Here is a 22,512-nt window from a genome sequence, read left to right as displayed (position 1 = left end):
AAAGGAGTCTTTACGATGCGTTTGCGTTCTTCCCTGCTGGCCCTGAGCCTGCTCACCGCCGCCAACCTGGCCAGCGCCGCCGACGTCGCCAAGTACGACGGCTTTTTGTGCTGCAACCTGCGCACCGACGGCAGCTGGATCAGCGACAGCAACTACGCCGAAGACGGCAAGCGCATGCTTCCCGTAGGCACCCCGGTCAGCGTCACCGGTTTCGGCCGCAACCGCGTCAACCTCAAGATCGCCGGCGAAAAGCAGTCCATCGGCAACGATTACAGCCGCGATCTGGACAACACCGCCTTCGCCGCCCGCTATGTCGTCACCGCCGACCCCAAGCTCAAGCTTGCCAGCTTCCCGCCCAAGATCCGCCAGGCCATCAATGACGGCAAACTCACCGGCGGCATGACCCGCGAACAGGTGCTGATGGCGGTCGGCTACCCGATCAGCAGCGAGAACCCGAATCTGGACGCCTCGCTGTGGCGCTACTGGCGCGACAGCTTCTCCGAGTACCAGGTGCAGTTCGGCCCTAGCGGCAAGCTGGTCAAGGTCACCGCGGATCCGCAGCTGATGAATCTGGTTTGGCTGCCGTGAGATATGCGCTTCGTCTACTCATCGCTAGTTCGGCGTAAGAATCGCGGCATTTTGTTTAATCCCGCTTGCGCCAAAAACATGAACGCAAGGAGAGCATGTGGCGGTAAAACATCTGACATTTGAAGAGGTTGTTTACATACATGATGTTCTCACCGAGGATTTCTCTAGCACGAGCGATCCATTATCTCCGCCAGGGATGAGGGAGGATGGGCGACTTTTACAATCGGCAATAGACCGGCAACATGTAGGCTTTGGCGAACAGCTAAAGTATGAAGATTCATTAGATAATGCAGCCACCCTTTGCTTTGGCGTATGCAGAAATCACGGATTTCATAATGGGAACAAGAGGTGCGCTTTAGTAAGTCTCTTGTGTCATCTGGATAAAAATGGTTTTACCGTCAAGGGTGAGGTAAAGCAAGAAGAGCTTTACAAGCTTATGCTGCGCATAGCTTCACGCCATTTCGCACCTAAAATCGCGACAGCGGATTCGGCTGATGTAGAAGTTGCATCAATTAGTCGTTGGTTGAAATCGCGGACCCGTCGCACAGATAAGGCGGAACGAGTCATAACTTATCGTGAACTTCGAAAAATCCTTCGTCGATTCAATGTGGAGCTAGAAAATCCAAAGGGTAATTTTGTTGATGTTGTTAAGTATGAATGGAAAAGGTCATTCCCAATATTTGGGAAATTGGAATGGCGGGGTCGGCGTGTCGATCATATTGCCTATCCTCGTGATGGCGCGACAGTTGGTAAGAAAATAATTAGGTCGATCCGTGAAAAATGCAAGCTCGACCGAGATAACGGGTGCGATTCGGCAAACTTCTACGGAAATGATATAGCTGTAGATCAGTTTATTCAGAAATACAAGCAAACACTAAAGAGGTTGGCGAAGATATGAGTGAACTCGGGCCTACTTATAAGGTAATAATGAATCGACGCTGGGATTTGGAAGATCTATATGTATTTCCTAATAAATTTAAGCAAGTCTATTCGCTGCTCTACTTTTTTGGTGGGGAAGCTCCCCCTGATCGGGCGAGTGTGCAGTATGCACTCCTAAACTACCCGTGGCGAGGTGGTTACTCGGTAGTAAATTTTTATAATTTAATGTCTTCGCGTACTCCAGTAGGGGCTAAGCCAGTAGTTGCACAGCTTCGTTACTCCTCTCCAGGGTGGATGGATTTAGCTTTAAACGTGCCCACAGCAATTGAAGTTGCTTTGCAGCTCGCAGCTGTGGTATCTGTACCAACGTTGATTGCGAATAGGGTGCGGGCGTTGTTGGCCGCTATTCGAGCTATTAAGGAGGATGCCGAAAAATACAAAGTAAGTCGCATGGCGCTTGCATTGGAGCACGCCGAGAAACTTAACGCGCTTTCTAACGAGGTTGCAAAGTCTATGGGCTTTGATAGTTTTCAAAAGGTGATTGAGGCATCTAGAGATCCGCTCGTCAGCTCAACAATAATTTTAGCCCATCATCGTCGTATGGCAGAGCTTGCTAATTTTGTAACCACTGGGAAAGCTCTTCTACCACCTGTGGCCTACCCAATGATTCCAATGCCTCCAGCGCCGGTCCAGCCTATACCACAAATTCCATTGCCTCCATCATCTCCATTTGTGAGGCAGGAGTAGACAGAGCATTCGGACGAAGAATCCCATCCAAATCGATGTCTCCTAAATAGTGTGGTCCTATAACTAATGCCCAGTTTTCGGCTGTTAGTTTCTTTGTCGCCGAAGCGTCCTGGTAGTTTGATCTGGAATAGAAATCCATATAAGTTTTCGCGCTATTGGCTTGCAGAGGCAATTCGCTGCTGCATTTCAGTTAATTTATCTTCTGCTGATGCGGCCAGCGCTCTTGATGCGTAAAACAAGCGGTCTGTCAGGTCGTCTCCCAATCCAGATTGCCCGCCTTCACATGCTCCCTGACTTGCATGAAGCACTTCCAGCAAACCATGTAGGCCGTAGATGCAGTGATCAAGGTGCGCGCATTGCAGCGCAGTGCCAAAACTTATGGGCAGGTCCGACCAATGTATGCCGTTGCTACCTTCCGCGCTTTGCGCTTCTGAAAGCCTGCGAAAGAAGACATTTTCTCGAACACTGTCGGCATTGATCTGCATGTCATCGCGAAGGACATCTTCACTGTCCAACTGCGGAGATGCATTTTCCTTTGCGCTGCTGGATTTGGAACGAGACATAGCGGGCTCCTTTGGTAGTTGGAGTCCGTCGCTACGCTGCTAAACGCAGGTGACGGACGGTACGCGGTTAGCAGACCGGCTCAAAGGCAACCGGCAGGCCCTAAGGCCTCCGCGCACCGCCCGCCATAAACTGACAGACATGACCCAACCGATGCGACAGGCATAAAAAAACGCCGGTCATCTACCGATGGGCGCTGGTGCGCCTTTGAATTTGCGAGCTGCTAAACCCGACCACAGGAGTGACTGCGGTAGTTCGATATTCCTTATGGCAAACAGGCTTGTCAAGCAACGAATGTTGGCCTCAATGATGGCCACGTGCCTGCTCATCGGATCGGCACGCTCGTGTTCATCGCGAGCAATCGTGCGAGATGGCCACCTCGAGCGTTTCACCGAAATCTCGACGGTGTGCAGCTTGCCTAACAAGGCAAGATGATGCCATGCCCTCGATGTGGAGCGAGGTCAGAGACCTCACAAGCAGTGGCGACCGGAGGACATGCCCCAACCACAATGGAGTTTTCACCATTGTCTGAAGCGACCTGTGAGCAGTATTGATGCTCAGTCGGTTGCTCTGGAGGGCGCCCACCCTGCATGCGGTTGCAGGGTCACCACGCGACTCCAGTCGCGTGTCTGATTGGATTCGGGTGCTGAAGCCGGCTGCCAGACGACGGGTCTTGCTGCCTCCGCCCTACCTGGGATAACCGCGCTGCTCATCGAGCCTCCTGCTCTGCCTGAGTACCTGCTCTCCAGTGCCGCTGGCGGCGCGCCATTGCTACGTCACATATGAATACCTGGTAAGAGCCAGGCGCTAGAATTCTCTCCCTGCCAACCGGCCGCCAAAAACCGAAGCTCATATGCAACGACATCCGGACCTGTATCCCAACGACGATAACGGCAACACGCTCTGGCACATTGCCCAGCAAGGCGTGGACCTGTCGAAGCCGCGCGAGATTGCGTTCTCCGTGGTCTTCCCCACAAAGGAGTCGGCGTTGGAGTTCTCGGTGATGCTGCTGCGCTTCGAGCAAAAGGTGCGTTGCTGCCACTATCCGGAAAACACCGCGTTTCCGATGGACGTGACGGTGTATCCGACCATGGTGCCGTCGTACAAGGCGATTTCGGCGTTCGAGGAAGAGCTGGCCGTGGAGGCCAAGCCCCTGGGTGGCCTGAATGACGGCTGGGAGTTTTCCGTGGATGACAAGGACGCCTGACGCAGCCCGTGTGCGAGAGCCGGCGATGCAGTCACTGCACCGCTAAGCCCGTTGCATCATCACCGCGTAACCGCGTAACCGCGTAACCGCGTAACCGCGTAACCGCGTAACCGCGCAACCGCGCAACCGCGTTACCGCGTTACCGCGTTACCGCTGCGACTGCGGTACGCGGCGCAGCTGCGACACGTCATAGCCCATGGCGGCGATGCGTTGGACAGCCTGCTGATAGTCGGCATCGGACACCTGCGGGGTACGCGCCATGTACCAGACGTAATCGCGCTTGCTGCGCGCCACGATGGTCTGCGCATACGCCGCATCCCGCCAGGCGATCACGTATTCGGCCTTGAACGGCCAGAAGAACTGCATGCTCCATAGCGCACCATTGCCGTCCTTTGCCACCTGGCCGATCGGATGCATGGACTTGAGCGGTGCCTGGAAGCTGCCCTTGCGGTAGGTGAAGGTGGTCTGGATGCGGCCGTCCGGCCGCTGCGCATAGCGCTCCACGGCATCGTAGGCCTTGCGCTCCGGCCGGGTGGGAATATGCGCGATGACGTACCAGTCGCCCATGAAGCGCGGCACGTCGACGCTGTCTGCGTGGGGCAGGGCGGCACGCGACTCGCTCCCACTGGCACTCCCGTAGACCGCTAGCGTCAGCAACAACAGCATCGAACCACCTCGCATGGCAACCTCCACCTGAAAGAACCCGTAGATAGGCCTCTACGGCGTTGCAGTGCGTCCGGATGCAAGCCCATGCGATGCAGTTCCGGACTGGGTGCACGCTGGCGTGGTGTGCCAGCGGGATGACCGTAACGCTCGACATGTCATGGCGGCGTTGAAGCGCCAGGCAGACGCCTTGCGCATGCCAGGAAACGCGCGATCACGGAGTGGTGAGCGCCGGGTCGACGATCAGCCACAACGAGGATAAAGACGCGCTTTGAAAGCACAGCGGTGGCAGGACGTGTCGTTCAGCGCCGGCGGTCGAGCCATGACGCGCCGATAGTCCCGGCAGGCGGTAGCCCGACGGCATTCACCAGGGCGATACCGCGTCTTCCCCATATGGATGAATCGTCGCGATCCTTCCATCCGCGTCGTGCTCCAGTGGCGCCATCTTGATGCTGCGCAGATGCGTCTGCCCGCCCGACAAGACAGCATCGTGATAGAACAGATACCACTGTCCATCGAACAGGCAGATGGAGTGATGCGTGGTCCAGCCGACCACCGGTGCGAGCAGCACGCCCTGGTAGGCGAATGGCCCGTACGGGGTATCGCTGGTGGCGTAGCAGATGCGGTGGGTGTCGCCGGTGGAGTAGGACAGGTAATAGCGGCCGGCATGGTGGTGGACCCAGGGGCCTTCGAAGAAGCGGCGGGCATGGTCGCCGGCACGTAATGGTGTGCCGTGTTCGTCGAGGATGACGATCTCGCGGGTGGGTTCGGCCAGTTGCGTCATGTCCTCGCGCAGGCGGGCGACGCGCGGGCCGAGTGCGGGCGCGTCGTCGCCCGGTTCCTGATGGTCCGGCGCATAGACGTTGTCGCGGTACTGCTGCAGCTGGCCGCCCCAGATGCCGCCGAAGTACAGGTAATGCGCGCCGTCGTGGTCGGCAAATACCGCCGGGTCGATCGAGTAGGTGCCGGCGATGGGTTCGGCTGCGGCGACGAACGGGCCTTGCGGGCCATCGCCGACCGCCACGCCGATCTGGAAGATGCCGTCGGCCCGCTTGGCGGGAAAATACAGATAGGTCTTGCCGTCGCGCTGCGCGGCATCCGGTGCCCACATCTGGCGCTGTGCCCACGGCACGTCGCGCACGTGCAGCACTTGCCCGAGGTCTTCCACCGGTGCACCGGGATGGGCCATGCGGAAGACGTGGTAGTCGGCCATGTCGAAGTGCGAGCCATCGTCGCTGAAGGCAACGCCAGCATCGATGTCGTGCGAGGGATAGATGTACAAGGCGCCGTCGAACACGTGTGCGGAAGGGTCGGCGGTATAGATGTGGGTGACCAGCGGTGCGGAAATGGCGGTGCGCGCCAGCGCCTGCAGTGCAGCGGTGTGCAGTTCATCGGACATGCGCGTACCTGTGCATGAGGTGGGAGGGAGAGGGTGTCAACTGGTGGCGAGCGCGGCGCTGCGTCGGCGCAGGCCCAGCTCGTGTTCGATGCGGGTTTCCAGCGGCTTGTCGATCTCGTACAGCGCCAGCAACGCGGTGCCGAGCAGGAACGGGATGGACGCATACACGCTGATGGCCAGGCGAATGCCGTTTGTCACCGCATCGCTTTGCAGCGGCAGGGCGGCATCGTAGCCATAGAACGCCAGGATGCCGGCGACCAGCGCGCCGCCGACGCTCAGGCCGATCTTCAGGCCGCACAGCATCGCTGAGAAGATGATCGCGGTGGCGCGGCGGTGGTTCTTCCATTCCGAGTAGTCGGCCACGTCGGCGATCATCGCCCACAGCAGCGGGATGGTGATGCCGTAGAAGAAGCCGTGCAGCACGTAGGAGGCGAACACCCAGGCGATCGCAGTCGGTGGATACACGTAGAACGCCAGCAGGAACAGCGTGGAGATCAGCAGCGCGCCGCCGAACACGTTGCGCTTGCCGTAGCGATCGGCCAGCCGCTTGGAAAAGCCGATGCCCACGATCATCGCCAGGATGCCACCGGCGCTGAACACGCTGAAGGCCGAGGTGGGTGCGTCCTGCGGCCATTGCAGCGCGCTCAGGCCGGCGCCGGTAAGCATGCTGTTGATTGCAGCGATGAAGCGGTTGAAGCCGGCGTTGTCGAGGAACAGCGTCAATGCGTTCGCGTCGAGGGTGTACTTGAAGTAGTAGATGTACATCCCGCCCTTCATGGCGAGATTGATGAAGACCAGGATGGTCAGCGACAGCATTACCAGCCAGGGTCTGTTGCGGACCAGATCGGTGAGGTCCTGGCGCACGCTGCTGCGTTGTTCGCTGATCGGCAGCACGCGCTCGCGGGTGGTGAAGAAGGTGATCAGAAAGCACAGCGTGCCGACGGCGGCGAACAGCGCCATGGTGTTGCGAAAGCCCTGCGCCTTGTCGCCATTGCCCAGGATCAAGACCAGCGGCAGCAACAACACCTGGATGATGAACTGTGCAAACGTCACCGCCAGGAAGCGGTACGCCGACAAACTATTGCGCTGCTCCATGCTGCCGGTGAGCACGCCGCTCAATGCCGAGTACGGCAGGTTGTTGGCCACGTACACCAGCATCAGCAGCGTGTAGGTGGCGAAGGCGTAGGCGATCTTGCCCTGCTCGCCGAGTGCGGGTGTGTTGAACGCGGCCAGCGACAAGGCACCGAACGGCAATGCCGTCCACAGGATCCACGGGCGGAACTTGCCCCAGCGCGTGCGGGTGCGGTCGGCCAGGATGCCGATGATGGGCGTGAACACGAACGCGCCGAGCATGCCCACCACGAAGATCAGGGTGGCGGCCACACTCGCCGGGATGCGGAACACATCGGTATAGAAGAACGCCAGGAAGGTGACCAGCGTCTGGAAGATCAGGTTGGCTGCCAGGTCGCCCAGGCTGTAGCCGATCTTTTCGCGCAAGGAGAGCTGCTGTGACCGATCGTTCATGAGGTGGGGCGGGCTCGAAGAGTGCTGCGGAAAACGCCGCGGCGCGCGCCATGCCTGCTGCCGCAATCCAGCCGGATCGCGGCAACAGGCATGGCGGCTGAAGTGTCCAGCAAAACCGTGCGCGCCGTCGCCAGGGAGGAGGCGACGGCGCGCGCTGCGCGGAGCCTGCGGCAAGACCACGCGCGTGCGGTGGAGCGGCCGCACCGGCCCGGCACCCGCGTCGTCATGGCGATGCGCACGCTCAGAACGTACCGCGGATGCCGAGCATCACCGTACGCCCGGGCTCGTACAGATCGTAGGTGGCGTTGGGCCAGGCGTAGGTGGTGCGCAGCGGCTCGTCGGTGATGTTGGTGACGTTGAGGGTGATCTGCGGCTTGGAGGGCAGCCAGTCCAGCGCATAGCTGGCCGACAGATCCAGCTGGCCGCGTGCATCGGCGTTGAGGCGCGCGTACGGGATGCCGTTCTGATTGGCGCCGGAGATCACCATGTCGTCGTTCCAGGTGTAGGACAGGCGCACCGAGGCGGCGTTCTTTTCCCAGTACACGGTGCCGTTCCACAGGTTCGGCGCAACACCGACCGCCACTGCCGGGATGCCTTCGCCCTCAGAGGATTGGGTGACATGGGTGTAGTTCACGCTGAAGCCCATGCCGTCGACCAGCTTGTCCAGCGGCTGCACCCAGATCGCCTCGGTGCCACGGATGTTGAGCACGCCGTCTGCGTTGACCTGGGTCTGCACATCGACCGTGGCAGCGTTCGGGCCACCGCGCTGGTCCAGGCCGGCCTGCTGGATCGGCAGCAGGCTCTCGTACGGCACGCCCAGGTCGTTGAACGGAATGCGCCGCACGCCGTTGACGGTGAAGCCGCTGATGCGCTTGTTGAACAGCGTGAGGCCCACATAGCCTTCGCCACCGGTGTACCACTCGCCGCCGAAATCCACATTGGTGGACAGATACGGTGCCAGGTTCGGATTGCCTTGCGTTGCGGTCTGCGCGGAGGGGTCGCTGAAGTTGGTGTTGGGCAACATCGCGCTTGGGTCCGGGCGGGTGAGCGTGCGCGAGCTGGACAGGCGCAGCACCACGTTGTCGGCCACATCCCAGGCCGCGTTGAACGAAGGCAGGGTTTCCTTGTAATCCGAATCCAGCACCTGGATACGGCGGATGCCGTTGATGGTGACCGGGCCGGTGATGGTCTGGTCGGTGGTGACATAACGCACGCCGGCGTTGATGCGCAGGGTGCGGTTCCACACCTCGGTTTCGGCGTTGGTCTCGATGTAGAACCCCAGGTTCTTCTCGCGGATGCCGCCGGCAGAGGCGCCGGTGTTGGCAGAGTTGGTTTCCGGTGCGGAATCGCGCAGCGGGTAGTAGTTGGTGTCGCGCAGGAAGCGGTCGAAGTCGGCGGTGATGAACCCGTCCGGGCCGGGCGTCAGGTACGTGGCCAGCACCGAACTCGGCACCGCCGAGCCAGGCCCGCCATTGCAGACGTTGCCGCCACCGCCGCGGCACACCACCTGCTCCCAGGCCACGCTGTTGTCGAAGCCGCGAATGGTGCGCTCGGCCTGGTCGTAGGCGGCGCCGATCTTGATGTTGCGCTTGTCTTCGCCGAACTGCAGATCGGCGCGTGCGCCACGCGTTTCGGTCACGCGTTTTTCGTTCTGGATATTGACCCGGCCACCGCTCCAGCCCCAGCCCAGGTTGGGGTCGTTGAGATCCAGCGGGCTGCTGATCGAGGGGCGGTCGCCGCCCTGGTTGCGATAGTCCACGGTGGTGAACGGCGAAGTCACCAGGATGCTGGGCGATTCGCGGTCCAGCCAGCTGCGCGTGGCATTGGCCTGCACATTGAGCTTGATGTCCTGCTCGGCACCGAACAGCAGCTCTGCGCCGGGATTGACGCTCCAGAACTTGACGTTCTCGCGATACGGGCGCGCTTCCAGAAAGTACTGCGCATTGGCAAAGGTGGCGCTGGTGACCACGTTGTTCTGGTCCAGCTGCATGCCCAGCGGGATCATGTTGCCGTTGCGGCCGATCAGATTCATGCTGATGCGCTCGGTGGTGCGCTTGGCTTCGGAATACAGCGTGTCCAGATAGAAATGCAGGCTGTCGGAGGGGCGCCATTCCAGCGACATTACCGAGGCATCGCGGTCGCGATCGCCATCCATGTAGACCTGGCGGCCTAACCGCGGAATCAAGGCATCGCTGATCTGGTCGATGCTCAGGCCCGGGTTGCGTGCCAGCAACCACGCCGCATCGATGGTTTCGCCGGTGGTGAGGCCGCTGCCGGCGGTGGCCGGCACGCGGTCTGGAATGCGCCAGTTGCCGCCGCCATTGACGTTGCAGGCGGCCGGTTGATTGGTGGCCGGCGTGCCCGCCGGCGGGGTGAGGCCGCACTGGGTGTAGGTCAGGCCGGGGTTGGTCCAGCCCACGCTCTCGAAGCCGCGCACGCCGAGCTTGCTGCGCACCGAGGCCACCCCGAACAATGCGCCGAGCGTGCCCGCCTCGTTGGTCCAGCTGCCCATGAAGGCGCCACGCGGGGTGGTCTTTTCGCTGGTGCTGTTCCAGTCGGCCTGCGCCTGGTAGGTGAAGTGCACACCGGGGCGATCGAACGGGCGCGCGCTGCGCATGTCCACCACACCGGAGACGCCGCCTTCGAGCATGCTCGCGGTGGGCGTCTTGCTCACCGTGAGCTGGGTGAAGAATTCGGTGGGGAACAGGTTCAGATCGACTTCGCGATTCTGGTTCTGCGCGTTCAGGCCGATCGAGGCCGTGGCGATGCTGGAGCCGTTGAGCGTGGTCTTGGTGAAGCTGGTGCCCAGGCCGCGGATGGCGATGTTGAGGCCTTCGCCGTTGACGTCACGCGCCAGCTGCACACCAGGAATACGGTTGAGCGACTCGGCGATGTTCATGTCCGGAAACTTGCCGATGTCTTCGGCAAATACGGTATCGGCGAAGCCGACCGAGTCGCGCTTGGCGTCGGTGGAAAACTGGATGCTGCGTCGGTAGCCGGAGACGGTGACGGTGTCGAGCTGGGTCACCGCGTCGTTGCTGCCTGCCGGGTCCGGCGGCGGTGACGCGGCGGTGGCATCAGTGGATTGTGCCCATGCGGCAGCGCTGGTCATGCCCAGCAGGATGGACCCCAACGCGCAGGACAACGCGGTATGTGCGTAGCTGTTCTTCACCGTAATCCCTTCCCTAACAGGTGAGCAGATGTCCCACGCATCGCCCCGGCGCAGGGAGTGCCGCTGCCTGGAATCGGCGCGGCGATGGTGCGGTGGGGAGACGGGCGATCAGTGACGCTGGATGTTAGCGCTACCAAATTCAGAACATCACGCTGCAGGGCAGCATAGTTGCGGGGGCCTGGCCGCAAGCAGCTCGCGCGAGCACGAAAGCCAGCGCCCAGACGCATGCATACGGTGGCGCAGTGCTGCACTGCGCGATGGATTTATCGCAATGCCGTGGTAATGGTAGCGCTATCACCCGTGGCGCAAGGCCACCTTCGTGCAGGTGCAGTGGCCGATGAATCGAACCGAAGAACGCGGCAGCGATACGCCCGGCTGGCAGCTGGCTGGCTTACGCATGCACAACGCCCTGCACCCTGTGCAGGCCGCAGGCGATCCGCTGCGGTGGTGCAGGCCACACGCATGAGCGAGCTGCCCACCGTTGCGCCTGTCACTGCGTCGGCACGGCTGGGCCGGGTGCGCTGGCGCGTGTGCGCCTTGCTGCTGGCGGCCACCACCATCAACTATGTGGATCGCCAGGTGCTGGGCGTGCTGGCGCCATTCTTGCAGACCCAGATCGGCTGGAACGAGATCCAGTACGGCTATATCGTCACCGCGTTCCAGGCTGCCTATGCGTTGGGGCTGTTGTGCAGCGGCGCGGTGATCGACCGCTTCGGCACCCGGCTCGGGTATGCGTTGGCGATCGGGGTGTGGAGCCTGGCGGCAATGGGCCACGCATTGGCGACCAGCGTGGTGGGCTTTGCGATTGCGCGGTTTTTCCTGGGCTTGGGGGAGTCGGGTAATTTTCCTGCTGCGCTCAAGACGGTGGCCGAATGGTTCCCCCGGCGCGAACGCGCGCTGGCCACGGGCATCTTCAATTCCGGCTCCAACATCGGTGCCATCGTTGCGCCATTGCTGGTGCCGGTGATCGCCACCGCGTGGGGCTGGCAGGCGGCATTCCTGTTTACCGGCGTGTTGAGCGCCACCTGGCTGGTGGTGTGGTGGCTCACCTATCACCCGCCCGAACAGCAGCCCGGCCTGTCGCCAGCGGAATTGGCGCATATCCGCAGCGATGTCCACGAGCCGGTGCAGGCACGGCTGTCGTGGTTGCAGGTGCTGCGGCATCGCCAGGCCTGGGCGTTCGTGCTGGGCAAGTTCATCACCGACCCGATCTGGTGGTTCTTCCTGTTCTGGCTGCCCAAGTTCCTGCATGCCGAATATGGTTTGAGCCTGCTGCAACTGGGCGCGCCATTGATCGTGATCTTCGTGCTGGCCGATATCGGCAGCATCGCCGGCGGCTGGGTGGCCGGGCGCTTCATCGCGCGCGGCTGGAGCGTCAATCGCGCGCGCAAGACCGCCATGCTGATCTGCGCGGTGTCAGTGGTGCCGATCGTGTTTGCCGCACGTGCCGACAACCTGTGGCTGGCGGTGGCGCTGATCGGCCTGGCAACCGCTGCGCACCAGGGCTGGTCGGCCAATCTGTTCACGCTGCCCTCGGACATGTTTCCGCGACATGCGGTGGCCACCGTGGTGGGCATCGGCGGGTTTGCCGGCGCGGTGGGCGGCATGCTCATTGCCACCTTCATCGGCTTTTTGCTACAGGCGACCGGAAGTTATGTGCCGGTGTTCCTGATGGCAGGGTCGGCCTATCTGCTGGCGCTGGCAGTGGTGCACTCTCTGGTACCGCGACTGGACCCGGCGCAGCTGCCGGCGACCACTGCAACGCCTTCTTCGTCCTGAGGAATCATCATGCATCTGCGCCCGTTCACCCTGGCCCTGTTGTTGGCGGCAAGCCTCGCACCGACCGCGCAGGCCCCGCCATTGGCGGCCGGTGCATCCAAGTTCCTGGGCAGCGCCTATGGCCCGCAACAGGCTGAGGGATTTGCACAGTACTGGAACAAGCTCACTCCGGAGAACGGCGGTAAATGGGGCACGGTGGAAGCGGTGCGCGACCAGATGGACTGGAGTGCACTGGACACCGCGTACCGGTTCGCAAAGGCCAACGGCCTGCCATTCCAGATGCATGTGATGGTGTGGGGCAACCAGCAGCCGGAATGGATCAAGACCCTGCGCCCGGCCGAACAGCGGCGCGAGATCGAGCAGTGGTTTGCCGCCGTGGCGCAGCGCTACCCGGAGATCGATCTGCTGGAAGTGGTCAATGAGCCGCTCAACGACCCGCCAAGCAAGGCCGATACCGGCGGCGGCAATTATCTGCAGGCGCTCGGCGGCAATGGCGACAGCGGCTGGGAATGGGTGCTGCAGTCGTTCCGGCTTGCGCGCCAGCACTTCCCGCAGACCAGGTTGATGATCAACGACTACAGCATCACCAACAGCGCGCAGGCTACGCAGAAGTACCTGCACATCGTGCAGCTGCTGCAGCGCGAGCGCCTGGTGGATGCGATCGGCATCCAGGAGCACGCGTTCGAGACCACGCCGAACGTGGCGATGTCGGTGCACCGCGCCAATCTCGATGCGCTGGCCGCCACCGGCCTGCCGATCTATATCACCGAGTTCGATCTGGACGGGCCCACCGATGCGCAGCAGCTGGCCGATTACCAGCGCGTGTTCCCGACATTTTGGGAGCACCCGGCGGTGCGCGGCATCACGCTGTGGGGGTTTCGGCCCGGTCTGTGGCGGGACAAGGAGGCCGCGTATCTGGTGCGCGGGGACGGCAGCGAGCGGCCGGCCATGACCTGGCTGCGTGACTACGTGGCCGCCCATCCCGGCACGCCGGCGCCATGATGCGCTGCGCCGGTTGCCTTGCATGTTTTCCATTCTGTCTGGTGTCCTGATCCATGTCTGCTTCCTTGCCCCTCGCATTGCATGACGACCGCCTGTTGCCGGCCGACCCCGGCACGCGGGCGATCGCGCGCAGGCTGTACGCGCAGATCGCCAACCTGCCGATCATCAGCCCGCATGGCCACACCGACCCGGCGTGGTTCGCCGGCAATGCGCCGTTCGCCAACGCCACCGAGTTGCTGTTGGTGCCGGACCACTACGTGTTCCGCATGCTGTACAGCCAGGGCATCAGCCTGGATACGCTCGGCATTCCGCGCGCCGACGGCACGCGCGCGCCGGTGGATCCGCGCGCGGCGTGGCGCGTGTTTGCCGAGCACTACACGCTGCTGCGCGGCACCCCGTCGGCGCTATGGCTCAATCATGTGTTCCACAACGTCTTCGATCTGCGTATCCGGCTGGATGCCGGCACCGCAGATCATTACTACGACCACATCACTGCTGCGCTGCAGACGCCGGGCTTTCTTCCGCGCGCGCTGTTTACGCGCTTCAACATCGAGGTGATCGCCACCACCGAATCGCCGCTGGATTCGCTGCAGCACCATGCGGCCATTGCCGCCAGCGGCTGGCAGGGACGGGTGGTGACTGCGTATCGCCCCGACCCGGTGGTGGACCCGGAGCACGAACAGTTCACCGGCGCGCTGCAGCAGTTCGGCGCGCTCACCGGCGAGGACGTGCTGAGCTGGCCCGGCTACCTGCGTGCGCACCGGCAACGGCGTGCGTTCTTCGCCGCACACGGTGCCACCTCGACCGACCACGGGCACCCCAGCGCCGCCACTGCAGATCTGTCGCCTGCCGAGGCGCAGCGGCTATTCGACACGGTGGTGCGCGGTGCACCCACGCCGGTGGAGGCCGAGTTGTTCCGCGCTCAGGTGCTGACCGAGATGGCGGCGATGAGCCTGGACGATGGCCTGGTGATGCAGCTGCACCCGGGCTGTTTTCGCAATCACAACCGGCAGTTGTTCGACATTTACGGGCGCGACAAGGGCGCCGACATCCCGATGCGCACCGACTACGTGCATGCGCTCAAGCCGCTGCTGGATCGCTACGGCAACGACCCGCGCTTGCGCCTGATCGTGTTCACCCTGGACGAAACCAGCTACAGCCGCGAGCTGGCGCCGCTGGCCGGCCATTACCCGTCGCTGCTGCTCGGCCCGGCATGGTGGTTCCATGACGCGCCGGAGGGCATGTGGCGCTTTCGCGAGCAGACCCTGGCCAGTGCCGGGTTCTACAACACCGTGGGCTTCAACGACGACACCCGCGCCTTTTTGTCGATACCCGCGCGCCACGATGTGGCACGGCGCGTGGACAGCGCGTTTCTGGCCAAGCTGGTGGCCGAGCATCGGCTGGAGGAAGACGAGGCGATGGAGGTGGCGATGGATCTTGCGTATCGGCTGCCCAAGCAGGCGTACAAGCTGTGAGGCAGCCGCTGCGTGGCCGGTGCGCGTGCGGGTGCGAGCGCGCTGCAGCGGCACCGACGCGCGCTGCGGAACGCAGTGGCGCGCAACGGCAGCCGCCGGCGTCATGACAGTGACACACCCTGCACCTGCAGCAGCGCGGCGCATCGCGGCCAGGTGGGCGTGCATGACAGGACGCGTGCTCGCCTGTGTCTGCCTGGCACTGCCCGCGCTCGACGCACTCGCGCAGACCGGCGCCCCGCGCGAGCGGGTGTCGCTCAATGCGCAATGGCGCTTTCAGCGTGGCGACCCGCCAGGCAACCCGGTGGTGCTCGATTATGCGGCCCGCCCCCAGGTCACCGGCAGCGACGACGGCAAGGTGGCCGATGCGCGCCCGGATCAGGCGCAGCCGCTGCAATCCACCGCCAAGGATGTGCTCAGGCCATGGATCCTGCCGACCGCCAATGCGCTGATCGCCAATCCGGCACAACGCCACCAACGCCCGCCCGGCCATCCGGGCAGCAACGTGGCCTATGTGCAAGCACAGTTCGACGACAGTGCATGGCAGCTGGTGGACCTGCCGCACGATTGGGCGATTGCCGGGCCGTTTCTGGTCGATGGTCCGTACGGCGGCATGGGGCGGTTGCCGAGCTGGGGCATCGGCTGGTATCGCAAGACGCTGGATGTTCCGGCCAGCGACCGCGGCCGCTCGCTGTTTCTCGACCTCGATGGCGCGATGGCGTACGCCACGGTCTGGTGCAATGGCCAGCTGGTGGGCGGCTGGCCGTATGGCTACAGCTCCTGGCGGGTGGATCTGACGGCTTGCCTGGTCGCCGGCGGCCGCAACCAGCTGGCGATCCGGCTGGACAACCCGCCCGAATCGGCGCGCTGGTATCCCGGTGGCGGGCTGTATCGCAATGTGTGGCTGACCAGGACCGCGCCGCTGCATATCGCGCACTGGGGCACGCAGCTGACCACGCCGCAGGTGTCGGCCGCTGAAGCACAGGTGCAACTGGCGGTGACGCTGGACAACGCCGCACCCACCACCGCCCAGGCGCAGGTCAGCACGGCGATCTACGTGCTCGACGCAGCCAGCGGCTCACACACCGGCGAGGCGGTGGCGCACATCGCGGCGCTGCCGGTGGCGGTGCCTGCCGGCGGTCACGCACGGGTGCAGGGCACCACGCACATCGATGCGCCACGCCTATGGGGCCCACCGCCCACCCAGCAGCCGCATCGCTATGTGGCAGTGACCGAGGTGCGCCAGAACGGGCAGCTGGTGGATCGCTACGAGACACCTTTCGGCATCCGCGCCATCGTCTTCGATGCCAACAAGGGACTCCTGGTCAATGGCGAACAGGTGCCCATCCGCGGCGTGAACAATCACCATGATCTCGGCGCACTCGGTGCGGCATTCAACGTGCGCGCCGCCGAGCGCCAACTGCAGTTGCTGCAGCAGATGGGCGCCAATGCCATCCGCATGAGCCACAACCCGCCCGCGCCGGAGCTGCTGGAGCTCACCGACCGCATGGGCCTGCTGGTGGTGGATGAAGTGTTCGACAGCTGGGAAATGAAGAAGACCCCGCTCGATTTCCATCTGGTCTTTCCGCAATGGCACGAGCCGGATCTGCGCGCGATGCTGCGGCGCGACCGCAACCATCCCTCGGTGATGCTGTGGAGCGTGGGCAACGAGGTCGGCGAGCAATACACCGGCGAACAGGGCGCAGCGATTGCGCGCACGCTGCACGCCATCGTGCATGAGGAAGACCCCACGCGCCCGGCCACGGTGGCGATGAACTACGCCTCGCCCGAGATGCCGCTACCGGCGGCGCTGGATGTCATCAGCCTCAACTACCAGGGCGAAGGCATCCGCGATGCGCCCGAGTTCGAAGGCACCGAGCGCATTCGCAAGCCGCCGCAGTATCCGGCGTTTCATGCGCGGTTTCCGCACAAGGCCATCCTCAGCAGCGAGACCGCCTCGGCGCTGAGCAGCCGCGGCGTGTACCTGTTCCCGGTCACCCCGGACACCAGCGCACCGGTGCGCGATGGGCGCGGTGGCGATTCGGCCGTGCATCAGGTCAGCGCGTACGAGCTGCATGCGGTGGACTTCGGTTCCAGCGCCGACAAGGTGTTTGCCGCGCTGGACACGCACCCTTATGTCGCCGGCGAATTCGTCTGGACCGGCTTCGACTACCTGGGCGAGCCCACGCCGTACTACAGCTCGCGCAGTTCGTACTCCGGTATTTTCGATCTGGCCGGCTTTCCCAAGGACCGCTACTGGCTATACCAGGCGCGCTGGCGCCCGGAGGTGCCGATGGCGCATCTGTTGCCGCACTGGACCTGGCCCGGGCGCGAAGGCCAGGTCACACCGGTGCATGTGTTCACCTCGGGCGACGAGGCCGAGCTGTTCGTCAACGGCATCTCGCAGGGGCGCAAGCGCAAGGGCGCACTGCAGTACCGATTGCGTTGGGACGAGGTGGTGTACCAGCCCGGCGAATTGCGCGTGCAGGCCTACAAGCACGGCAAGCCCTGGGCCGACGATCGCGTGCTGACGGCCGGGCCGGCGGCGCGCATGCAGGCGAGCCCGGACCGCAGCCGCATCGACGGTGATGGCCGGGACCTGAGCTTTGTCACCGTGCGCTTGCTGGACCGCGACGGGCGGCCGGCGCCCACCGCCGGCGACCGCCTGCGGTTTCGCATCGAGGGTCCGGGCGAACTGGTGGCCACCGACAATGGCGATGCAACCAATGTGGAGTCGTTTGCCTCAGCGCAACGCAACGCCTTCAACGGGCTATGCCTGGCGATCGTGCGCGCCACGCCGGGCGGGCGCGGCACGATCACGCTGCATGTGGAATCGGAGCGCCTGGATGCCGCGCAAGCCCAGATCGTCGTGCAGTGAGGCCGAGCCTGTGAGGCACCCGCTGCAGCACCTCAATGGAACTCCAACCAGGCACAACGCCATGCCATACCTGATCACCCTGTTGCGTCGCGCACTCGCCACCGCTGCCATTCTCGTCGCCGCACCGGCATTGGCGCGCTGCGACACGCCCGGCACCTCGCTCAAGCTGGCGTATGCCGACGGCTTTCTGCTTGGCACGGCCGTCAATGCCGACATCGTGTCCGGCAAGGACGCCGCCTCCGCGGCGTTGGTGACATGCCATTTCAACGCGGTGACGCCGGAAAACGTGATGAAGGCCGAGGTCGTTGCGCCGCGTCGCGGCGAACTCGACTTCACCGCCGCCGATGCGTTTGTGGACTATGCGCAACGCAACGGGTTGTTCGTGGTCGGCCACACGCTGGTCTGGCACAACCAGACCCCGGCCTGGTTTTTTGTGGGAACCCGCGGCGCGGCAAACACCCCGGCCGCGCAGATCGAGCGCATGCGCGCACATATCGAGCAGGTGGCAGGCCGTTATGTCGGCAAGGTGCAGGCCTGGGATGTGGTCAACGAAATCATCGACGAAGACGGCAGCTACCGTTCGACCAACTGGGTGCAGCGCGTTGGCGACGGCGACACGGTGGTGCGCAATGCCTTCGCCTTCGCGCAGCGTTACGCACCGGATGCGGAGCTCTACTACAACGACTTCAATGCCTGGCGGCCGGCCAAGCGCGAGGGCATCGTGCGCATGGTCAAGATGCTGCAGCAGGCCGGCCTCCGTATCGATGGCGTCGGCATGCAGGGGCATTGGGGGCTCAATTACCCGAGCCTGCGCGATATCGAGGACGCCATCGACGCCTACGCCGCGCTCGGCATCAAGGTCATGATCACCGAGCTCGACGTGGACGTGCTGCCGCTCACCCGCGAGGGCCAGGTCATCGGCACCGGGCTTGCGCACGCGCAGTTCCAGTTGCCGGAGTTCAAGCGCTTCCTTGACCCCTACCGCGATGGCCTGCCGCCGCAGGTGCAGGCGCAGTTGCGCGATCGTTACGCCGAACTGTTCGCGCTGTTCTGGCGCAAGCGCGACAAGCTCGCCCGTGTCAGCGTCTGGGGCGTGAGCGACGGCATGTCGTGGAAGAACGATTACCCCGTGCCTGGCCGCACCAATTACCCATTGCTGTTCGACCGCAACCACCAGCCCAAACCGGCACTGGAGGCGGTGCTGGCAGTGCCGGCCTCGGCCGCTCCCTAGTCGCGTCTGCCAGCGTGCGCAGGGACCTTGCACGCGCTTGATGGCATGATGGACCCACCTGATTGTCCGGACCCTCCGATGCGCTTGCCGCCCTATCTGTTGTTGGCTGTTCCGTTGCTGGCGATCGCCGCCGCCTGCGCCAGGAAGGATCCGCCGCCGCCGCGCTTCCCGGCCATCGGGCATGTGGACACCTTCGACCGCAGCTTCGCCGGTGTGGTTGCCAGCGATGCGCGTATCGAAAAGCTCACCGAGGGGTTCACCTGGTCCGAAGGCCCGGCATGGGTGCGCGACGGAGGCTACCTGCTGTTTACCGACGTGCCGGAAAACAAGCTGTATCGCTGGTCCGAACAGGCCGGCCTGTCGGTGTTGCTGTCGCCGTCCGGCTATACCGGCCCGGAGCAGGCCACACTGCGCGAGGCCGGTGCCAACGGGCTCTACGCCGAGCCGAGCGGCACCGTGCTGCTGGCCGATTCCGGCACCCGCATCGTGGCCCGGCTCGACCCGATCACGCGCAAGAAGACGCCGCTGGCCACCGGCTTCGAGGGCAAGCGCTTCAACAGTCCCAACGATGTGGTGCGTCGCAGCGACGGGGTGGTGTTCTTCACCGATCCGCCGTATGGCCTGAAGGATCTGAACAACTCGTCGGTCAAGCAGCTGCGCTTCAACGGCGTCTACCGGCTGGACACCGACGGCAGCGTGCATCTGCTCGACGACAGCCTGAGCTTTCCCAACGGCATTGCGCTTTCACCCGATGAGCGCACCTTGTACGTATCCAACTCCGACCCGGAGCGACCGATCTGGATGGCGTATGCGCTCGACACCCAGGGCGCCGTCACCGGCAAGCGCGTGTTCGCCGATGCCTCGGATCTGGTGGCCAAGGACGCGCCCGGCCTGCCCGACGGCATGGCGGTCTCTGCCGACGGCCACCTGTTCGCCACCGGCCCGGGCGGGGTCATCGTATTCAACCCGGCCGGCCAGCGCCTGGGGCGCATCGAGACCGGCGAAGCCATCTCCAACTGCGCCTTCGGCAACGACGGCCACACGCTCTACATGACCTCGCATGCGATGTTGGCGCGCGTGCGTGTCAAGGCGTTGGGGCTGCAGTTCGCCAAGTAGCTCGCCGGAGTCAGGTAACCTGTCGTGAGATCGCCAGATGTGCACAGCAGCGCTGGCGATCCACGCAGCACGTGGTCCGACTGCGATGCAGCATGACGACGTTGAGTTATCGCGCGTCCTTGAATTTCCTGGCCCAGGAATCTAGACTCGCGTTCAAGTGGACTGGGGGTTCCCGGTCGGCGTCATAGCCTCGGTGAGATCACCGGGGCTTTTCGCTTTCCGGCGGTGGGAAAACCTTCAGGCCCCAGCCCGCGTAGTCGATTCCCAGCCTGCGCCGTCCTTCTTTGCAGAAAAATTTTTGCTGCAACACCTCGAACGCTCGATTGGGATGACCCGGCCGGAGTACCGACAGGCCAATGGGACGCGCTACCAAGTCTGCCAACTGCAAGCCGGACGAGTTGGCCTTCTTGTCCGCAAACACGATGTTAAAGGGCAACTGCAGGCCCCAGCGGTTTGCATCGTCGCAAATGCGCCTGAATTCAAGCTCCAGGTCACGGTCTTCTTTCTTGCCACGGCACTCGACCACCACGTGAGTCGGAACCTTGTCTTGATGTTTTTCCTGCATCAGTTCGAACAGTGTCTCCAGACAGAACGCGAGCGCCAGATGATAGGGATTGTTGCCCATCTGCGATTTCTCCTTCAGCCGCGTCTTGTCGATGACGCAGCTGATCAGGATGAAATTGTGTGACTCGATGATCGTGGTTAGTTCTTCGAGAAATGTCTGCTTCTCCACACGATCCGTGAATCGGAAATGTCCTTTTTCCTTGCGGATATCGTGCTCGTGGAGAATGACAACATCATGCCCGAAGTGCCGGAACTTGAAGGATTCGACCGCCGGTACCACGCGCTGTGCATAGTGCCTTTTGTGAAAAACACAAAACGCCAGCACAAACACCGGGTAATTGGGATCAATCGACTCCAGCCCGTGATCGCCACTCTCATCGACGTAGACGATGTAGTTGCTGTAGTTTTCGTTGGGCGTGGCCAGCAGTGGCGGCGCCTCTGGCTTGCCTTCCATATGGACAAGCGGCAGTGAAAACTGGCCTGCCATCCCGGGTGTTGCCAGTGGTGGTCGGTCTGATCTGCGCTTGGCCATTGCCGCTCCTGAACGCCGCCTCGGAAAGACATGTCGGCGGATTGGCTACACCCCCGTCACCGCACGATGCTCATGCCTGAAGTTTCGCACGGCGGCGGGTCCGCGCGGCCCTGCGCTATGGCGTCTGGCCGTCGTTCAGTACAAGCAGATCCTCCAGCTCCGGGCCACCGCCGCGGTTGGCGCTGCCGGCAGCCAGATACAGGCTGCCATCGACGGCTGCGGCCTGCGTGCCATGGCGCCCCTGCGGTAGCGCTGGTAGCGTTGTCCAGCCGGCGCGCTGCGGGTCGTAGGCTTCCACCTCGTCATGCGCCTTGACCTGCCGCAGGCTCTCGCCGCCGATGATCAGCAGCTTGCCGTTGCGTGCAATGGCACTGGTGCCGGCCCGCTGCGTCGGCAACGCGGCCGGCGCAACGGACCAGGTGCCGCGTTGAATGTCGTAGATGTCCACTTCCGCAATCGTCTGCGCGAGGGTATTGCCACTCTCGTGGGCCGACCTGCGTCCACCGGCGGCATATAGCTTTCCGTCGATCACGGCCGCATGGAAATGGTCGCGCGCACGCGGCGCGTCCGCCAGCTGAGTCCACTGCTGGGTTCCGGTATCGAAGGCATCCAGCCATGGCACGTACCCGCTCATGTGCCCGCGCGTGTTGCCGCCGACCAGGTACAGCACGCCGGCATGCTCGACCGCGCCTGCGGCGCCGCGACGCCGATGCTGCGGGATTTCCGGGCCTGTCTGCCACGTGTCGGTTTGCGGATCGTAGATCAGCAGGTGGGTCAGCGACGCTTCTTCCGGGTAGTCGCCGGTGAAGCCGCCGACGAAATACAGCTTGCCTGCAGATACCACCGCCTGCGCGTGACTGACCATCAGCGGCGGTGCGCTGCCTTGCGACCAGCGACCTGTGCGGGTATCGAAGATCTCCAGCGGGCGCTGGTCACGTCCACCGATCAGATACAGCCGCTCACCAATGGCGACCAGGCTGTTCTCGTGACGCGCATGCGGTTTGCCATGTGTGGCGACCGGGTGCCACTGCGGCGTTGGCGCGGCGGTCTTGGCTGGCGTGACGTGTTCGGCCGCGATGCCGAGCACAGGCACGCAGCCAATGGTCGCGGCGAGCAGCCCCGCGCGGAGCGTGATGTTCAACAGTCGCATGAAGCGCTCTGCCAGTGGCCATGGCAGACCAGTGTAGCGACAGTGGCC

At 63.3% G+C, this 22,512-nt stretch carries 17 protein-coding genes; 10 read left to right on the top strand and 7 right to left on the bottom strand.

Annotated elements, in window-relative coordinates; translation table 11 throughout:
- Positions 1-15 precede the first annotated feature (15 nt).
- From OZ10_RS01880 to OZ10_RS21980, 3 genes are all read left to right on the top strand, one after another.
- Entirely contained in the window at positions 16-588 is a 573-nt protein-coding gene (locus OZ10_RS01880) for a hypothetical protein (RefSeq protein WP_039563773.1), read from the top strand.
- A 97-nt stretch (positions 589-685) separates the two neighbouring features.
- Positions 686-1,486: a type II toxin-antitoxin system death-on-curing family toxin gene (locus tag OZ10_RS20890; protein WP_081419231.1), complete on the top strand. Its 801-nt coding sequence runs from the start codon at positions 686-688 to the stop codon at positions 1,484-1,486.
- Positions 1,487-1,515: 29 nt separating this feature from the next.
- Positions 1,516-2,214, top strand: a complete 699-nt coding sequence (locus OZ10_RS21980; RefSeq protein WP_236726936.1) for a hypothetical protein — start codon at positions 1,516-1,518, stop codon at positions 2,212-2,214.
- 152 nt (positions 2,215-2,366) lie between these two features.
- On the opposite strand, the gene OZ10_RS20885 is transcribed toward OZ10_RS21980, so the two are convergent.
- On the bottom strand, positions 2,367-2,699 hold the full coding sequence (locus OZ10_RS20885; protein WP_081419242.1) for a hypothetical protein: 333 nt from the start codon (positions 2,697-2,699) through the stop codon (positions 2,367-2,369).
- A gap of 929 nt (positions 2,700-3,628) precedes the next feature.
- On the opposite strand from OZ10_RS20885, the gene OZ10_RS01875 reads away from it, so the two are divergent.
- Positions 3,629-3,982 carry a ribonuclease E inhibitor RraB gene (locus OZ10_RS01875; protein ID WP_039408935.1) on the top strand — a complete coding sequence of 118 codons (354 nt, stop codon included), beginning with the start codon at positions 3,629-3,631 and terminating at the stop codon, positions 3,980-3,982.
- Between the two features lie 147 nt (positions 3,983-4,129).
- Here the strand turns inward: OZ10_RS01875 and OZ10_RS01870 are convergent, their stop codons facing one another.
- From OZ10_RS01870 to OZ10_RS01855, 4 genes are all read right to left on the bottom strand, one after another.
- Complete coding sequence (locus OZ10_RS01870; RefSeq protein ID WP_039563772.1) at positions 4,130-4,663, bottom strand: lipocalin family protein; 534 nt, start codon at positions 4,661-4,663, stop codon at positions 4,130-4,132.
- Between the two features lie 346 nt (positions 4,664-5,009).
- On the bottom strand, positions 5,010-6,044 hold the full coding sequence (locus tag OZ10_RS01865; protein ID WP_039563771.1) for a glycoside hydrolase family 43 protein: 1,035 nt from the start codon (positions 6,042-6,044) through the stop codon (positions 5,010-5,012).
- A 36-nt stretch (positions 6,045-6,080) separates the two neighbouring features.
- The gene (locus OZ10_RS01860; RefSeq protein ID WP_039563770.1) at positions 6,081-7,568 is read right to left on the bottom strand and encodes an MFS transporter; all 1,488 of its coding nucleotides are present in this window, start codon (positions 7,566-7,568) and stop codon (positions 6,081-6,083) included.
- A 241-nt stretch (positions 7,569-7,809) separates the two neighbouring features.
- Positions 7,810-10,740 (bottom strand): TonB-dependent receptor, encoded by a 2,931-nt coding sequence (locus tag OZ10_RS01855; protein ID WP_039563768.1) that lies wholly within the window; start codon positions 10,738-10,740, stop codon positions 7,810-7,812.
- A gap of 462 nt (positions 10,741-11,202) precedes the next feature.
- Here OZ10_RS01855 and OZ10_RS01850 point away from each other — a divergent pair, with 462 nt between their 5' ends.
- The 6 genes from OZ10_RS01850 to OZ10_RS01825 all read left to right on the top strand — a co-directional run bounded on the left by OZ10_RS01850 (position 11,203) and on the right by OZ10_RS01825 (position 20,218).
- Positions 11,203-12,519 carry an MFS transporter gene (locus OZ10_RS01850; protein WP_039408948.1) on the top strand — a complete coding sequence of 439 codons (1,317 nt, stop codon included), beginning with the start codon at positions 11,203-11,205 and terminating at the stop codon, positions 12,517-12,519.
- Between the two features lie 9 nt (positions 12,520-12,528).
- Complete coding sequence (locus OZ10_RS01845) at positions 12,529-13,521, top strand: endo-1,4-beta-xylanase (RefSeq protein WP_039563767.1); 993 nt, start codon at positions 12,529-12,531, stop codon at positions 13,519-13,521.
- A 53-nt stretch (positions 13,522-13,574) separates the two neighbouring features.
- On the top strand, positions 13,575-14,996 hold the full coding sequence (gene uxaC / locus OZ10_RS01840; RefSeq protein WP_039563766.1) for a glucuronate isomerase: 1,422 nt from the start codon (positions 13,575-13,577) through the stop codon (positions 14,994-14,996).
- 163 nt (positions 14,997-15,159) lie between these two features.
- The gene (galB, locus tag OZ10_RS01835; protein WP_081419229.1) at positions 15,160-17,871 is read left to right on the top strand and encodes a beta-galactosidase GalB; all 2,712 of its coding nucleotides are present in this window, start codon (positions 15,160-15,162) and stop codon (positions 17,869-17,871) included.
- A gap of 61 nt (positions 17,872-17,932) precedes the next feature.
- Entirely contained in the window at positions 17,933-19,102 is a 1,170-nt protein-coding gene (locus OZ10_RS01830) for an endo-1,4-beta-xylanase (protein ID WP_081419228.1), read from the top strand.
- 78 nt (positions 19,103-19,180) lie between these two features.
- Entirely contained in the window at positions 19,181-20,218 is a 1,038-nt protein-coding gene (locus OZ10_RS01825; protein WP_039563764.1) for an SMP-30/gluconolactonase/LRE family protein, read from the top strand.
- 199 nt (positions 20,219-20,417) lie between these two features.
- On the opposite strand, the gene OZ10_RS01820 is transcribed toward OZ10_RS01825, so the two are convergent.
- On the bottom strand, positions 20,418-21,314 hold the full coding sequence (locus OZ10_RS01820; protein WP_228890181.1) for a DUF3800 domain-containing protein: 897 nt from the start codon (positions 21,312-21,314) through the stop codon (positions 20,418-20,420).
- 115 nt (positions 21,315-21,429) lie between these two features.
- Complete coding sequence (locus OZ10_RS01815) at positions 21,430-22,464, bottom strand: Kelch repeat-containing protein (RefSeq protein ID WP_052209947.1); 1,035 nt, start codon at positions 22,462-22,464, stop codon at positions 21,430-21,432.
- Positions 22,465-22,512: the final 48 nt, after the last annotated feature.

The organism is Xanthomonas cannabis pv. cannabis, assembly GCF_000802365.1.
Classification (GTDB): Bacteria; Pseudomonadota; Gammaproteobacteria; order Xanthomonadales; family Xanthomonadaceae; genus Xanthomonas; species Xanthomonas cannabis.
The sequence above is the reverse complement of the archived record's forward strand: the minus strand, read 5'-3'. Positions and strand labels throughout refer to the sequence as shown.